The following is a 15,734-nucleotide window of genomic DNA, read 5'->3' on the forward strand; positions in this document are numbered from 1 at the left end:
ACGTTCCAAGTGTAACGGCAGACGCGGTAAGAAAAATTCAGTTAACTCTGATATCACGGGTTAGCGGGGAAAATAGCCCCCAGTACCGTCTCCTGGCTTGCGCCAGTGACGGAAGGCAGATTTCCTGGTAATCCCGCCAGCGTCCGCCAGGCAAGCCAGGCGAAAGCCAATGCTTCCATGTCATCGCCACTAATGCCAACGGCATCGGTGGTGGTGACTTCTGTGCCTGGCAGTAATGCCGCCAGACGCGCCATGAGTAGCGGATTACGACTACCTCCACCACATACCATCAATCGTTCGCAGCCACCGCTCAACAAAACTTGTTCAGAAATGGTCACGGCGGTGAGTTCTGCCAGTGTGGCCTGCACATCACGGGGATCAACACCCGGAAAATGGCGTAAATGGCGCTCCAGCCAGCCGTAGTTAAAGTATTCGCGTCCGGTGCTTTTCGGTGCAGGTTGCGAGAAATATGGGTCGCTGAGCATATTTTGCAGCAGTGGGAGAATAGCTTTACCCGCCCGTGCCCACTCGGCATCTTTATCGTAAGGTTTACCGGCCTGACGCCAGATCCAGGCATCCATCAGCATGTTACCAGGACCGGTATCGTAGCCGCCAACCGGCTGCCCAGGAATGAGCAGTGACAGATTGGCGATGCCGCCAATATTGAGCACCATTCGTCGCTCGGTTGGGTGAGCCAGCAAGGCATGATGGAACGCAGGTACCAGCGGTGCGCCTTGTCCTCCCAAGGCAATATCGCGACGGCGAAAATCACCGACAACCGTAATTCCGGTGCGTGCCACAATTTGATTGTTATCGCCAATCTGTAAAGTGTGTGGTGCCACGCCCGTCGGTTCATGCCAGACGGTTTGACCGTGACAGCCGATCGCAACTATATCTCTCGCCTGCAGGTTTTGTTCCTTAAGCAAGGCATTGACCGCATCAGCAAAAAGTCGCCCGAGTTGAGTATCAAGCTGTCCAAACTGCGAAAGTGTAAGCTGCTGGCCCTGGCAAATATCCAGTACAGCCTGTTTCAGAGACACCGGGATCGGCCAGCTCAAGCTTGCCAGCTGTGCGACCCGGTGTTCATCTATTGTCGCCAACACAACATCAACACCATCAAGGCTGGTGCCTGACATAACGCCAATAAAGCGGCCCGATTTCATAGTTCATCCTTTTTCAATCTGACGTTTGCGCATCACTCAAACATAAACTTTTCGTGAATACCATGCGGAATGACCGATTTTTACCGTTGGTAGTAAAACATTATCTTCAAATCAATAATCATCATGAATGTTTTGTTTATAATTGGTTGATCCTACTTTCATTATGATTTGCTCATATTTGGTAGAACATGTAACCATGGATTCACATATGCCATATACTTTGACCATGAGGGATGCTTGCGTGGCGTTTCATGGTGAACAGGAGATTTTTCAATGATTAAACGCGTATTGGTTGTTTCAATGGTAGGTCTGTCTCTTGTCGGTTGTGTTAATAACGACACCCTGTCAGGGGATGTTTATACCGCTTCTGAAGCGAAACAAGTACAGAATGTCAGCTATGGCACCATCGTTAACGTACGTCCGGTACAGATTCAGGGCGGTGATGATTCCAACGTTATCGGTGCAATTGGCGGTGCTGTTCTTGGTGGTTTCCTGGGGAATACTGTTGGTGGCGGAACCGGGCGTTCTCTGGCTACTGCAGCAGGCGCTGTTGCAGGTGGCGTAGCTGGTCAGGGCGTACAGAGTGCAATGAACAAAACGCAGGGTGTCGAGCTGGAAATTCGTAAAGACGATGGTAATACCATCATGGTGGTACAGAAACAAGGCAACACTCGTTTCTCTCCGGGCCAACGTGTCGTACTGGCCAGCAATGGCAGTCAGGTGACCGTTTCTCCGCGCTAAATAAGTTTGCGTGTGGTCAGGTTACTGACCACACGCCCCCTTCATTTCACCCTTTGGCCTGTAACTCAATGATATTATGCTCAAGTTTTGCGATGAGCGTAATCAGTTGCTCCAGTTCCTCTGCGGAGATGCCATGTAATATTTCCGCGCGGGTTTTGTTAATAACAGCTTCCATTTCGCTGATCAGTGGCTCTGCCTTTTCCGTCAGTTTAATACGTTTAGCCCGACGATCGCTGGCACAAGTTTGACGCGAAATTAACCCTTTTTCTTCCAGTTGGTCCAGAGTACGGACCAGTGATGGCTGCTCGATGCCAATCGCTTTTGCCAGTTGAATTTGCGACTGGTCTGGAGGTAACTGATGAATATTGTGTAACGTAACCCAATGGGTTTGTGTTAACTCCAGCGGTTTCAGGCGATGGTCTATCAGAGCACGCCATATGCGCACCAACCGTGCCAGATCAGAACCTAGTGGCGATTCCAATTTCATCTCCTTATAATTAGCTTGCTAAGATATTATGCGGCTTTTAGAATAGTGTGCAGCAATTGTATTGCTAAAACAAATGTATTGCTGCATTTGGTTACCGTCAGACATATTTTTCAGAAATTGCGCGTAAATTTTTCGCACTTAAAGAATATTTATTAATCTAACGCAATATATTCGGTCGTAAAGGAATCTACTTTGTGAAGTTTATGCTCAATGCAACAGGATTGCCCTTACAAGATCTGGTGTTCGGTGCGTCCGTCTATTTTCCTCCGTTTTTCAAAGCCTTCGCGTTTGGATTCGTCATCTGGCTTGTCGTACACCGCCTGCTTCGTGGCTGGATCTACGCCGGTGACATCTGGCATCCCTTGTTAATGGATTTATCGCTGTTTGCGATTTGCGTTTGCCTTGCTCTGGCAATACTGATTGCGTGGTAACTATGTCAATTAAAACAATTAAGTATTTCTCAACAATCATTGTAGCGATAGTTGCGGTTCTTGCCGGATGGTGGCTGTGGAATTATTACATGCAATCTCCGTGGACACGCGACGGGAAAATACGCGCAGAAAAGGTTTATATCACCCCACAGGTGTCGGGACGTATTGTTGAGCTGAATATAAAAGACAACCAACTGGTTAACGCGGGGGATCTTCTGCTCACGATCGATAAAACGCCCTTTCAGATCGCCGAGCTGAACGCACAGGCTCAGCTGGCGAAAGCGCAATCTGACCTCGCAAAAGCCAATAACGAAGCGAATCGTCGTCGTCATCTCTCACAAAATTTTATTTCTGCCGAAGAACTCGATACCGCTAACCTCAATGTTAAAGCGATGCAGGCCAGTGTTAATGCCGCACAGGCCACGCTGAAACAGACACAATGGCAACTGGCGCAAACGGAAATTCGCGCCCCGGTGAGTGGTTGGGTGACTAACCTCACTACCCGCATCGGCGATTACGCTGACACCGGGAAACCGCTGTTTGCCCTTGTCGACAGCCACTCGTTTTACGTCATTGGTTATTTTGAAGAAACCAAGTTGCGCCATATCCGCGAAGGTGCACCAGCACAAATTACCCTCTATAGTGATAACAAAACGTTACGGGGTCACGTTTCCAGTATCGGTCGGGCGATTTATGATCAAAGCGTTGAAAGTGACTCAAGCCTTATTCCGGATGTGAAACCTAACGTCCCCTGGGTTCGTCTCGCCCAACGCGTTCCCGTCCGCTTTGCGCTGGATAAAGTTCCAGGCGATGTCACGCTGGTGTCGGGCACCACCTGTAGCATTGCCGTAGGTCAATAATGAACGCATCGTCATGGTCATTGCGCAATTTGCCCTGGTTCAAGGCCACGCTGGCGCAATGGCGTTATGCGTTACGCAATACCATTGCCATGTGTCTGGCGCTGACGGTTGCCTATTATTTGAATCTGGATGAACCCTATTGGGCGATGACCTCGGCTGCAGTGGTTAGCTTTCCCACCGTTGGCGGTGTCATCAGCAAAAGCCTCGGACGCATCGCTGGCAGTTTACTGGGAGCCATTGCGGCACTGCTTCTTGCCGGGCATACGCTCAATGAGCCGTGGTTTTTTCTATTGAGCATGTCGGCGTGGCTTGGCTTTTGTACCTGGGCCTGTGCGCACTTCACGAATAACGTCGCGTATGCATTTCAACTGGCGGGCTACACGGCTGCCATCATCGCCTTTCCGATGGTTAATATTACTGAGGCCAGCCAGCTGTGGGATATCGCTCAGGCGCGCGTTTGCGAGGTGATAGTCGGTATTTTGTGCGGCGGCATGATGATGATGATCCTGCCTAGCAGTTCCGATGCTACAGCCCTTTTAACCGCATTGAAAAACATGCACGCCCGATTACTGGAACATGCCAGTTTACTCTGGCAGCCTGAAACAAACGATGCCATTCGTGCAGCACATGAGGGGGTGATTGGGCAGATACTGACCATGAATTTGCTGCGTATCCAGGCTTTCTGGAGCCACTATCGTTTTCGCCAGCAAAACGCGCGCCTTAATGCGCTACTCCACCAGCAATTACGTATGACCAGTGTCATCTCCAGCCTGCGACGTATGTTGCTCAACTGGCCCTCACCGCCAGGTGCCACGCGAGAAATTCTCGAACAATTGCTGACGGCGCTCGCCAGTTCGCAAACAGATGCTTACACCGTCGCACGTATTATCGCCCCGCTACGCCCGACCAACGTCGCCGACTACCGGCACGTCGCCTTCTGGCAGCGACTACGTTATTTTTGCCGCCTTTATCTGCAAAGTAGTCAGGAATTACATCGTCTGCAAAGCGGTGTAGATGATCATGCCAGACTCGCACGGACATCCGCTCTGGCTCGTCATACCGACAACGCCGAAGCTATGTGGAGCGGGCTGCGTACATTTTGTACGTTGATGATGATTGGCGCATGGAGTATTGCATCGCAATGGGATGCCGGTGCCAATGCATTAACGCTGGCAGCAATTAGCTGCGTACTCTACTCCGCCGTCGCAGCACCGTTTAAGTCGTTGTCACTGCTGATGCGCACGCTGGTGTTACTTTCGCTATTCAGCTTTGTGGTCAAATTTGGCCTGATGGTCCAGATTAGCGATCTGTGGCAATTTTTACTGTTTCTCTTTCCACTGCTGGCGACAATGCAGCTTCTTAAATTGCAGATGCCCAAATTTGCCGCACTGTGGGGGCAACTGATTGTTTTTATGGGTTCGTTTATCGCTGTCACTAATCCCCCGGTGTATGATTTTGCTGATTTTCTTAACGATAATCTGGCAAAAATCGTTGGCGTTGCGCTGGCTTGGCTAGCGTTCGCCATTCTGCGTCCAGGATCGGATGCTCGTAAAAGCCGCCGCCATATTCGCGCGCTGCGCCGGGATTTTGTCGATCAGCTAAGCCGCCATCCAACACTGAGTGAAAGCGAATTTGAATCGCTCACTTATCATCACGTCAGTCAGTTGAGTAACAGCCAGGATGCGCTGGCTCGCCGTTGGTTATTACGCTGGGGTGTAGTGCTGCTGAACTGTTCTCATGTTGTCTGGCAATTGCGCGACTGGGAATCGCGTTCCGATCCGTTATCGCGAGTACGGGATAACTGTATTTCACTGTTGCGGGGAGTGATGAGTGAGCGTGGCGTTCAGCAAAAATCACTGGCGGCCACACTTGAAGAATTACAGCGGATTTGCGACAGCCTTGCCCGTCATCATCAACCTGCCGCCCGTGAGCTGGCGGCAATTGTCTGGCGGCTGTACTGCTCGCTTTCGCAACTTGAGCAAGCACCACCGCAAGGTACGCTGGCCTCTTAATTACTTAATTACACCACAGGCATAGCGTTCACCGCCACCGCCCAGCGGTTTAGGTTGATCGGACATATTATCGCCGCCAACGTGGACCATCAGCACTTTGTCTTTGATTTCATCCAGTGATTTCAGACGAGGCGCGATGACGGCATCGGTAGCTTTGCCGTCATTATTGACGACCAGTGCAGGCAGATCGCCTAAATGCCCGGCACCTTCTGGCCCTTCATGTTTACCGGTATTTTGTGGATCAAGATGCCCGCCTGCGGATTCCGCGGCGCTGGCTTTGCCATCTTTGGTGGCTGGCTGGCAGCTTCCTTTGGCATGAATATGGAAGCCATGTTCACCGGGGGGTAATGCTTTCAGATCGGGCGAAAACTCCAGACCTTTATCGGTTTCAGTAATGGTGACGCTACCAATTGACTGCCCTACCCCTTGCGACGTGACGAGGTTCATCTCGACTTTTTCACTGGCAGCTTGTGCGCCGGTTGCAACAACCAGCGCCAGAATAGCCAGACTAAAACGTTTCATAGGACCTCCGTTCATTGTGCATTCCTGAATAAGTGTAAACCAGTGACACATTTTTGAACGGCGGCTATTCCTAAAAGTGCTTACGGTACGTCGTACCCCAGTGCCGCTTTACGGATACGAAACCATTGTTGACGGGTCATTTTCAGTGTTTCTGCTTCGACAGCTGCCCGTACGCGCTCAATTTTACCTGAACCGATAATTGGCAGCGGCTGCGATGGTAAACGTAATACCCAGGCGTAAACCACCTGTTCAATCGAGCCCGCGTTTAACTCCTCTGCCACCACAGCCAGTTCATCACGCAGCTGCTGGAAATAATCATCATTAAACAGACGACCACCACCAAGGCAGGACCACGCCATCGGACGAACACGCAGTTGTTGTAGTTGGTCGAGCGTGCCATCCAGCAGTAACGGCTGATGCACCGGGGATATTTCCACCTGATTAGTGGCAAGGGTAAACGGCAGACGTGATTGCAACAGGGCAAATTGCGCAGGCGTAAAGTTCGATACGCCAAAATGACGCACTTTGCCGCTCTGATGCAGATGTTTGAACGCGTCCGCCACTTCATCGGCATCCATTAACGGGTCTGGTCGGTGGATTAACAGCAGATCCAGATGATCGGTCGCGAGATTAATTAGCGACTGTTCGGCGCTCTTAATGATGTGATCGCGGTCAGTGATGTAATGACCAATGACGTTTTCTTCACGCGCGGTCGTCGCGATACCGCATTTACTGACGATTTCCATCCGTTCACGCAGGTGAGGTGCCAGTTTCAGTGCCTCGCCAAACGCCGCTTCGCACTGATAGCCACCATAAATATCAGCATGGTCCACGGTGGTCACGCCGAGATCCAGATGCTCTTCAATAAAACTGACCAGCTGGCGGGCGGACATATTCCAGTCCATCAATCGCCAGTAGCCCATCACAAAACGGGAAAACTCCGGGCCTTGCGGCGCAATAGTAATACGCTGAACCATAATCGCTTCCTCTTATCAGATATGAGAGGAGTATACGCAAGATTAGGTTCAAAAGAGTGATGGTTGCTCCGGTTCGTCTGATGACGCTGGCTTATTTGCGCGTAATTTGCGCATTAATCGCTGCCGACAAAGGCGCAGCACCTCTTGTTTTTCGCCATCGCTCATTTTATTCCAGTTAAAACGCTCATCCCGACTACGAAAACAGCCGCGACAAAACCCGCGTTCGTCAGACTGGCAAATTCCCCGGCACGGGCTCTGGACGGGAAAGAACTCTAATTGCTCCGCCACCTCGCCCTCCTCAGATAAGATTATTACCATTATTGAAGCTGTTAATGTCCAAAGTAGCAACTTTGCTTGCACTAGACCGACTGGTCTACTACACTCCAACGCATGAACAAACACACCGAACATGATACTCGCGAACATCTCCTGGCGACGGGCGAGCAACTTTGCCTGCAACGTGGATTCACCGGGATGGGGCTAAGCGAATTACTAAAAACCGCTGAAGTGCCGAAAGGGTCCTTCTATCACTACTTTCGCTCTAAAGAAGCGTTTGGCGTTGCCATGCTTGAGCGTCATTACGCCGCATATCACCAGCGACTGACTGAGTTGCTGCAATCCGGCGAAGGTAACTACCGCGACCGCATACTGGCTTATTACCAGCAAACACTGAACCAGTTTTGCCAACATGGAACCATCAGTGGTTGCCTGACAGTAAAACTCTCTGCCGAAGTGTGCGATCTGTCAGAAGATATGCGCAGCGCGATGGATAAAGGTGCTCGCGGCGTGATCGCCCTGCTCTCGCAGGCTCTGGAAAATGGCCGTGAGAACCATTGTTTAACCTTTTGTGGCGAACCGCTACAACAGGCACAAGTGCTGTACGCACTATGGCTTGGCGCGAATCTGCAGGCCAAAATTTCGCGCAATTCCGAGCCACTGGAAAACGCGCTGGCCCATGTAAAAACCATTATTGCGACGCCTGCCGTTTAGCAGGCATTTTTTATCACCAGACGACCGGGAGCCTTTATGTCATCTGAAAAACTGTATTCCCCACTGAAAGTGGGCGCAATAACTGCGGCAAACCGTATTTTTATGGCACCGCTGACGCGTCTGCGCAGTATTGAACCGGGTGACATCCCTACCCCGTTGATGGCGGAATACTATCGCCAACGTGCCAGTGCCGGTTTGATTATTAGCGAAGCCACGCAAATTTCTGCCCAGGCAAAAGGGTATGCTGGTGCACCTGGCATCCATAGTCCGGAACAAATTGCCGCATGGAAAAAAATTACCGCTGGCGTTCATGCTGAAAATGGTCATATGGCCGTCCAGCTGTGGCACACCGGACGCATTTCTCACGCCAGCCTGCAACCTGGCGGTCAGGCACCGGTAGCGCCTTCAGCACTTAGCGCGGGAACACGTACTTCTCTGCGCGATGAAAATGGTCAGGCGATCCGTGTTGAAACATCCATGCCGCGTGCGCTTGAACTGGAAGAGATTCCAGGTATCGTCAATGATTTCCGTCAGGCCATTGCTAACGCGCGTGAAGCCGGTTTTGATCTGGTAGAGCTCCACTCTGCTCACGGTTATTTGCTGCATCAGTTCCTTTCCCCTTCTTCAAACCATCGTACCGATCAGTACGGCGGCAGCGTGGAAAATCGCGCACGTTTGGTACTGGAAGTGGTCGATGCCGGGATTGAAGAATGGGGTGCCGATCGCATTGGCATTCGCGTTTCGCCAATCGGTACTTTCCAGAACACGGATAACGGCCCGAATGAAGAAGCCGATGCACTGTATCTGATTGAACAACTGGGTAAACGCGGCATTGCTTATCTGCATATGTCAGAACCAGATTGGGCGGGGGGTGAACCGTATACTGATGCGTTCCGCGAAAAAGTACGCGCCCGTTTCCACGGTCCGATTATCGGCGCAGGTGCATACACAGTAGAAAAAGCTGAAACGCTGATCGGCAAAGGGTTAATTGATGCGGTGGCATTTGGTCGTGACTGGATTGCGAACCCGGATCTGGTCGCCCGCTTGCAGCGCAAAGCTGAGCTTAACCCACAGCGTGCCGAAAGTTTCTACGGTGGCGGCGCGGAAGGCTATACCGATTACCCGACGTTGTAATCCAACATTGCGAGCGGCGTAAAGCCGCCGCTATACTAAAACAACATTTTGAATCTGTTAGCCATTTTGAGGATAAAAAGATGCGTCTTCTTCATACCATGCTGCGCGTTGGCGATCTGCAACGCTCCATCGATTTTTATACCAAAGTGCTGGGCATGAAACTGCTGCGTACCAGCGAAAACCCGGAATACAAATACTCACTGGCGTTTGTTGGCTACGGCCCGGAAACCGAAGAAGCGGTGATTGAACTGACCTACAACTGGGGCGTGGATAAATACGAACTCGGCACTGCTTATGGTCACATCGCACTTAGCGTAGATAATGCCGCTGAAGCGTGCGAAAAAATCCGTCAAAACGGGGGTAACGTGACCCGTGAAGCGGGTCCGGTAAAAGGCGGTACTACGGTTATCGCGTTTGTGGAAGATCCGGACGGTTACAAAATTGAGTTAATCGAAGAGAAAGACGCCGGTCGCGGTCTGGGCAACTAATCTCCTGCCGGGCGTGAACTCATCGCGCCCGCATCTTTACTGCATCGACAAGTAATATTTGTCATAATGCGCGCTGCAATTTATCCGTATTAAGAGAATCAGATGTCCGATTACGCTCAACTTACCGGTCTGTGCGACCGTTTTCGTGGTTTTTATCCTGTTGTGATCGATGTTGAAACAGCCGGATTTAACGCCAAAACCGATGCGCTGCTTGAGATTGCCGCCATCACCCTGAAAATGGATGAACAAGGCTGGCTGATGCCGGACACCACATTACATTTCCACGTCGAACCATTTGTCGGCGCAAATTTGCAGCCAGAGGCCCTCGCCTTCAACGGCATTGACCCGAACGATCCCGATCGCGGCGCGGTCAGCGAATACGAGGCGCTGCACGAAATTTTTAAAGTTGTACGTAAAGGTATTAAAGCGAGCGGCTGTAACCGCGCCATTATGGTGGCGCACAATGCCAATTTTGATCACAGCTTTATGATGGCCGCCGCAGAACGCGCCTCACTGAAACGTAACCCGTTCCACCCTTTCGCCACTTTTGACACTGCTGCACTGGCCGGGCTGGCACTCGGACAAACCGTATTGTCAAAGGCTTGCCAGACCGCTGGCATGGACTTCGACAGCACCCAGGCGCACTCCGCGCTGTACGACACCGAACGCACTGCGGTGCTGTTTTGTGAAATCGTCAACCGCTGGAAACGTCTGGGAGGCTGGCCGCTACCTGCCGCCGAAGAGGTGTAATCGAGTCGATGCCTGATGACATGCAATGATTCAGGCATCTATAGTGAGGCTATTCCACGCATCATGCATGATATTCACGGGGAATAGCATTAATGGCAGATAATCCAGACCCTTCATCGCCCCTGCCGGACGTGTTTTCACCGGCGACCCGCGACTGGTTTCTTCGCGCCTTTAAACAGCCGACCGCTGTCCAGTCGCAAACCTGGCATGTGGCGGCGCGAGGCGAACATGCGCTGGTGATTGCACCGACTGGCTCCGGGAAAACGCTGGCAGCATTTCTCTACGCCCTCGATCAGCTATTCCGCGAAGGCGGCGAAGATACCCGCGAGGCGCATAAACGTAAAACCTCACGCATCCTCTATATTTCACCGATCAAAGCTCTGGGCACCGACGTTCAGCGCAACTTGCAGATCCCGTTACAGGGTATTGCCGATGAACGGCGGCGGCGCGGCGAAACGGAAGTCAATCTTCGCGTGGGGATCCGTACTGGCGATACGCCTGCACAGGAACGCAGCAAACTCACCCGTAATCCGCCGGATATTCTGATCACCACACCCGAATCACTCTATCTGATGCTGACCTCCCGCGCGCGCGAAACGCTACGCGGCGTCGAAACGGTAATTATTGATGAAGTCCACGCGGTAGCGGGCAGTAAACGTGGCGCGCATCTGGCGTTAAGTCTGGAGCGGCTCGATGCGCTGCTCCACACCTCAGCACAGCGAATTGGCCTTTCTGCCACTGTGCGCTCAGCCAGCGATGTGGCAGCATTTCTTGGCGGCGATCGCCCGGTTACGGTAGTCAACCCGCCCGCAATGCGCCATCCGCAGATACGGATTGTCGTACCGGTCGCCAATATGGATGATGTCTCATCGGTCGCCAGCGGCACTGGCGAAGACAGCCATGCCGGCCGGGAAGGCTCCATCTGGCCATATATTGAAACGGGTATCCTTGATGAAGTGTTGCGCCATCGCTCGACCATTGTCTTTACTAATTCACGCGGGCTGGCGGAAAAACTGACGGCACGATTGAATGAGCTTTACTCCGCACGCTTACAGCGTTCCCCTTCTATCGCCGTTGATGTGGCCCATTTCGAGTCGACCTCCGGCGCAACCTCTAACCGTGTACAAAGTAGCGACGTTTTTATTGCTCGCTCACACCACGGCTCCGTCTCTAAAGAACAACGAGCAATCACCGAACAGGCTCTGAAATCGGGTGAATTACGCTGCGTGGTCGCAACTTCCAGTCTCGAACTGGGGATTGATATGGGCGCGGTGGATCTGGTGATTCAGGTGGCAACGCCGCTTTCTGTTGCCAGTGGGTTACAACGCATTGGACGTGCCGGACACCAGGTAGGAGGTATCTCCAAAGGGCTTTTTTTTCCCCGAACCCGGCGTGACTTAGTCGATTCCGCAGTCATTGTAGAGTGTATGTTCGCAGGCAGGCTGGAAAACCTGACACCGCCGCATAATCCACTCGACGTCCTTGCGCAGCAAACCGTTGCCGCCGCGGCGATGGATGCATTACAGGTAGACGAATGGTACTCCCGCGTACGCCGTGCCGCACCGTGGAAAGATCTGCCAAGACGTGTTTTTGACGCCACGCTGGATATGCTTTCCGGGCGCTATCCCTCTGGCGATTTTTCTGCTTTTCGACCAAAACTGGTCTGGAACCGGGAGACCGGGATATTGTCCGCCCGACCTGGCGCTCAGCTGTTGGCGGTTACCAGCGGTGGCACCATTCCGGATCGTGGCATGTATAGCGTGTTATTACCCGAAGGTGAAGAACAGGCCGGTTCGCGGCGGGTGGGTGAACTGGATGAGGAGATGGTATATGAGTCGCGGGTGAACGACATTATCACTCTCGGCGCTACCTCATGGCGGATACAGCAAATCACCCGCGATCAGGTGATTGTGACTCCTGCTCCGGGTCGTTCTGCCCGGCTCCCCTTCTGGCGTGGTGAAGGTAACGGACGTCCGGCTGAATTAGGCGAGATGATCGGCGATTTTCTTCATTTGCTGGCGGATGGCGCGTTCTTTTCCGGGACTATTCCCCCGTGGCTGGCAGAAGAAAATACGATCGCCAATATTCAGGGGTTGATTGACGAGCAACGCAACGCGACGGGCATCGTTCCGGGGAGTCGCCATCTGGTCCTCGAACGGTGCCGTGATGAAATTGGCGACTGGCGTATTATTCTGCACTCTCCCTATGGAAGACGGGTGCATGAACCCTGGGCGCTGGCGATTGCCGGGCGAATACATGCCCTATGGGGCGCTGACGCGTCTGTGGTCGCCAGTGATGACGGCATTGTTGCGCGCATTCCTGACACTGATGGTAAATTGCCCGACGCCGCGATTTTTTTGTTTGAACCAGAAAAGTTGCTGCAAATTGTCCGCGAGGCGGTAGGCAGCTCGGCACTTTTCGCCGCCCGTTTTCGCGAATGCGCCGCGCGGGCATTATTAATGCCGGGGCGCACTCCGGGCCATCGCACCCCGCTTTGGCAACAACGGCTGCGCGCCAGTCAGTTGCTGGAAATCGCTCAGGGATATCCGGATTTTCCGGTCATTCTCGAAACCCTACGCGAATGTCTGCAAGATGTTTATGATCTTCCCGCACTGGAACGTTTGATGCGTCGCCTGAACGGTGGCGAAATTCAAATATCCGATGTAACGACCACTACGCCCTCGCCTTTCGCCACAAGTTTATTGTTCGGCTATGTCGCGGAATTTATGTACCAGAGCGACGCCCCGCTGGCAGAGCGCCGGGCATCCGTACTGTCGCTGGACAGCGAGTTACTGCGCAATCTACTCGGACAGGTCGATCCGGGGGAATTACTCGACCCGCAGGTCATTCGCCAGGTGGAAGAAGAGTTGCAACGACTGGCTCCTGGCAGAAGAGCGAAAGGTGAAGAAGGATTGTTCGACCTGCTGCGCGAACTGGGGCCAATGACCGTTGAAGACCTGGCGCAACGGCACACAGGCAGCAGTGAAGAGGTTGTTTCATATCTGGAAAATCTTCTTGCGGTAAAACGAATCTTCCCGGCGATGATTAGCGGACAGGAGCGTCTTGCCTGTATGGATGATGCCGCCAGGCTGCGCGATGCCCTCGGCGTACGACTACCAGAGTCACTGCCAGAGATTTATTTGCATAGAGTCAGTTACCCGCTTCGCGACCTCTTACTACGCTATCTCCGGGCTCATGCTCTGGTCACGGCTGAACAACTGGCTCATGAGTTTAGTCTCGGTATTGCCATTGTCGAAGAGCAGCTTCAGCAACTGCGCGAACAGGGTCTGGTGATGAATCTGCAACAAGACATCTGGGTGAGCGATGAAGTATTTCGTCGTCTGCGTTTGCGCTCGCTGCAAGCCGCCAGAGAAGCGACGCGTCCCGTTGCAGCCACGACCTATGCGCGATTGCTGCTGGAACGTCAGGGCGTATTACCCGCCACCGATGGTAGCCCGGCGCTCTTTGCCTCAACATCGCCAGGCGTTTATGAGGGCGTAGATGGCGTGATGCGGGTGATCGAACAGCTTGCCGGAGTCGGTTTACCCGCCTCACTCTGGGAAAGCCAGATCCTGCCTGCCCGCGTACGCGACTATTCGCCAGAAATGCTCGATGAATTACTCGCAACCGGAGCGGTTATCTGGTCGGGACAAAAAAAGCTGGGTGAAGATGACGGTCTGGTGGCACTGCATCTACAGGAATATGCCGCAGAATCGTTCACTCCCGCCGAAGCGGATCAGGCGAATCGTTCGGCGCTGCAGCAAGCGATAGTCGAGGTTCTGGCTGACGGAGGAGCCTGGTTTGCACAACAAATCAGCCAACGGATACGCGACAAAATCGGCGAATCGGTTGATCCCTCTGCACTGCAAGAGGCGTTATGGGCGCTGGTCTGGCAAGGCGTCATCACCAGCGATATTTGGGCACCGTTACGCGCCCTCACCCGCAGCAGTTCCAACGCACGCACCTCAACTCGCCGCAGTCACCGGGCTCGTCGTGGGCGTCCTGTCTATGCACAACCCGTCTCGCCGCGGGTATCTTACAACACACCAAATCTGGCTGGACGCTGGTCGTTATTGCAGGTGGAGCCACTAAACGATACCGAAAGGATGCTGGCGCTGGCGGAAAATATGCTCGACCGCTACGGCATCATCAGTCGTCAGGCGGTGATAGCCGAAAATATCCCTGGCGGGTTTCCATCGATGCAAACGCTTTGTCGAAGTATGGAAGACTCCGGGCGAATTATGCGAGGTCGTTTTGTAGAAGGTCTGGGTGGCGCGCAATTCGCTGAACGTCTGACTATTGACCGCTTGCGCGACCTGGCGACACAAGCCGCGCAAACGCGCCACTATACACCAGTGGCGCTCTCCGCCAACGATCCGGCTAATGTGTGGGGAAATCTTCTGCCCTGGCCTGCACATCCGGCAACGCTGGTACCAACGCGTCGGGCGGGTGCGCTGGTGGTCGTTTCTGGCGGCAAATTGTTACTCTATCTGGCGCAAGGTGGCAAAAAAATGCTGGTCTGGCAGGAAAAAGAGGAATTACTCGCCCCAGAGGTTTTCCACGCGCTGACTACCGCACTGCGTCGCGAACCACGGCTGCGCTTTACGCTAACAGAAGTGAATGATCTACCGGTCCGGCAAACGCCGATGTTTACGCTGCTGCGTGAGGCGGGATTTTCAAGTTCGCCACAAGGGCTGGATTGGGGATAGATAAAGGACTGACGGATGCCCGTTCGCATCCGTCAGTATTGCAGGACGGATTATTCCGCGTCCGGCTCTTCAGACTTGTATTTAGCGGCAGTTTCTTTGATCAGCTGCTGCAGTTCGCCACGCTGATACATTTCGATCACAATATCACAACCGCCGACCAGTTCGCCGTCAACCCACAGTTGCGGGAAGGTCGGCCAGTTAGCATATTTCGGCAGCTCCGCACGAATGTCCGGATTCTGCAGAATATCAACATAGGCAAAACGTTCGCCACATGCGGCAAGCGCCTGTACTGCCTGGGCAGAGAAACCGCAGCTCGGCAGTTTCGGTGAACCTTTCATGTACAGCAGGATCGGGTTTTCAGCAATCTGGCGTTGGATTTTTTCGATAGTAGTGCTCATTGTCTTGCTTCCTCAAACTTCTTTACGGCAGTAATCTGACATTGTAGCGGGTCAGTGCGGCATCGGAAAATA

15 protein-coding genes are annotated in these 15,734 nt (G+C 52.9%); 9 read left to right on the plus strand and 6 right to left on the minus strand.

The genetic code is table 11. The features are described 5' to 3' along the window. Positions 1–53 precede the first annotated feature (53 nt). Positions 54–1,163: an anhydro-N-acetylmuramic acid kinase gene (gene anmK / locus HUZ68_RS11905; protein WP_094317891.1), complete on the minus strand. Its 1,110-nt coding sequence runs from the start codon at positions 1,161–1,163 to the stop codon at positions 54–56. Positions 1,164–1,436: 273 nt separating this feature from the next. Here anmK and slyB point away from each other — a divergent pair, with 273 nt between their 5' ends. Beyond that, entirely contained in the window at positions 1,437–1,904 is a 468-nt protein-coding gene (gene slyB, locus HUZ68_RS11910) for an outer membrane lipoprotein SlyB (protein WP_000597196.1), read from the plus strand. Positions 1,905–1,950: 46 nt separating this feature from the next. Here the strand turns inward: slyB and slyA are convergent, their stop codons facing one another. After that, on the minus strand, positions 1,951–2,385 hold the full coding sequence (gene slyA / locus HUZ68_RS11915; protein ID WP_001296943.1) for a transcriptional regulator SlyA: 435 nt from the start codon (positions 2,383–2,385) through the stop codon (positions 1,951–1,953). A 200-nt stretch (positions 2,386–2,585) separates the two neighbouring features. Between slyA and HUZ68_RS11920 the strand changes: the two genes are divergently transcribed. From HUZ68_RS11920 to HUZ68_RS11930, 3 genes are read left to right on the plus strand one after another with little or no spacing between them, the layout of a single operon-like run. Then, positions 2,586–2,822 (plus strand): DUF1656 domain-containing protein, encoded by a 237-nt coding sequence (locus HUZ68_RS11920; protein ID WP_000670998.1) that lies wholly within the window; start codon positions 2,586–2,588, stop codon positions 2,820–2,822. Positions 2,823–2,824: 2 nt separating this feature from the next. After that, positions 2,825–3,682: an efflux RND transporter periplasmic adaptor subunit gene (locus HUZ68_RS11925; RefSeq protein WP_097489821.1), complete on the plus strand. Its 858-nt coding sequence runs from the start codon at positions 2,825–2,827 to the stop codon at positions 3,680–3,682. Beyond that, positions 3,682–5,694 (plus strand): FUSC family protein, encoded by a 2,013-nt coding sequence (locus HUZ68_RS11930; RefSeq protein ID WP_000994280.1) that lies wholly within the window; start codon positions 3,682–3,684, stop codon positions 5,692–5,694. The genes HUZ68_RS11925 and HUZ68_RS11930 overlap by 1 nt, the downstream gene beginning before the upstream one ends. Here the strand turns inward: HUZ68_RS11930 and sodC are convergent, their stop codons facing one another. The 3 genes from sodC to HUZ68_RS11945 form a co-directional block, all read right to left on the minus strand. Beyond that, positions 5,695–6,216 (minus strand): superoxide dismutase [Cu-Zn] SodC, encoded by a 522-nt coding sequence (sodC, locus tag HUZ68_RS11935; RefSeq protein ID WP_210179858.1) that lies wholly within the window; start codon positions 6,214–6,216, stop codon positions 5,695–5,697. It lies immediately after the preceding gene. An 80-nt stretch (positions 6,217–6,296) separates the two neighbouring features. Then, entirely contained in the window at positions 6,297–7,193 is an 897-nt protein-coding gene (locus HUZ68_RS11940; protein ID WP_000250661.1) for an aldo/keto reductase, read from the minus strand. 48 nt (positions 7,194–7,241) lie between these two features. Next, positions 7,242–7,481, minus strand: coding sequence for a DUF1289 domain-containing protein (locus HUZ68_RS11945; protein ID WP_000840481.1), 240 nt, complete (start codon positions 7,479–7,481; stop codon positions 7,242–7,244). A 102-nt stretch (positions 7,482–7,583) separates the two neighbouring features. On the opposite strand from HUZ68_RS11945, the gene nemR reads away from it, so the two are divergent. The 5 genes from nemR (at position 7,584) to HUZ68_RS11970 (ending at position 15,264) form a co-directional block, all read left to right on the plus strand. After that, positions 7,584–8,183: a DNA-binding transcriptional regulator NemR gene (gene nemR, locus HUZ68_RS11950; protein WP_001602597.1), complete on the plus strand. Its 600-nt coding sequence runs from the start codon at positions 7,584–7,586 to the stop codon at positions 8,181–8,183. A gap of 36 nt (positions 8,184–8,219) precedes the next feature. After that, entirely contained in the window at positions 8,220–9,317 is a 1,098-nt protein-coding gene (nemA, locus tag HUZ68_RS11955; RefSeq protein WP_000093589.1) for an N-ethylmaleimide reductase, read from the plus strand. 80 nt (positions 9,318–9,397) lie between these two features. Continuing rightward, positions 9,398–9,805 carry a lactoylglutathione lyase gene (gene gloA / locus HUZ68_RS11960; RefSeq protein WP_001237796.1) on the plus strand — a complete coding sequence of 136 codons (408 nt, stop codon included), beginning with the start codon at positions 9,398–9,400 and terminating at the stop codon, positions 9,803–9,805. A 102-nt stretch (positions 9,806–9,907) separates the two neighbouring features. After that, positions 9,908–10,555 carry a ribonuclease T gene (rnt, locus tag HUZ68_RS11965; protein ID WP_001718347.1) on the plus strand — a complete coding sequence of 216 codons (648 nt, stop codon included), beginning with the start codon at positions 9,908–9,910 and terminating at the stop codon, positions 10,553–10,555. A 92-nt stretch (positions 10,556–10,647) separates the two neighbouring features. Continuing rightward, positions 10,648–15,264, plus strand: a complete 4,617-nt coding sequence (locus tag HUZ68_RS11970) for an ATP-dependent helicase (RefSeq protein ID WP_097489819.1) — start codon at positions 10,648–10,650, stop codon at positions 15,262–15,264. Between the two features lie 50 nt (positions 15,265–15,314). Here HUZ68_RS11970 and grxD read toward each other — a convergent pair whose 3' ends face one another. Next, positions 15,315–15,662, minus strand: a complete 348-nt coding sequence (gene grxD / locus HUZ68_RS11975) for a monothiol glutaredoxin 4 (RefSeq protein WP_000108172.1) — start codon at positions 15,660–15,662, stop codon at positions 15,315–15,317. Positions 15,663–15,734 lie beyond the last annotated feature (72 nt).

The organism is Shigella dysenteriae (assembly GCF_022354085.1).
Classification (GTDB): domain Bacteria; phylum Pseudomonadota; class Gammaproteobacteria; order Enterobacterales; family Enterobacteriaceae; genus Escherichia; species Escherichia coli.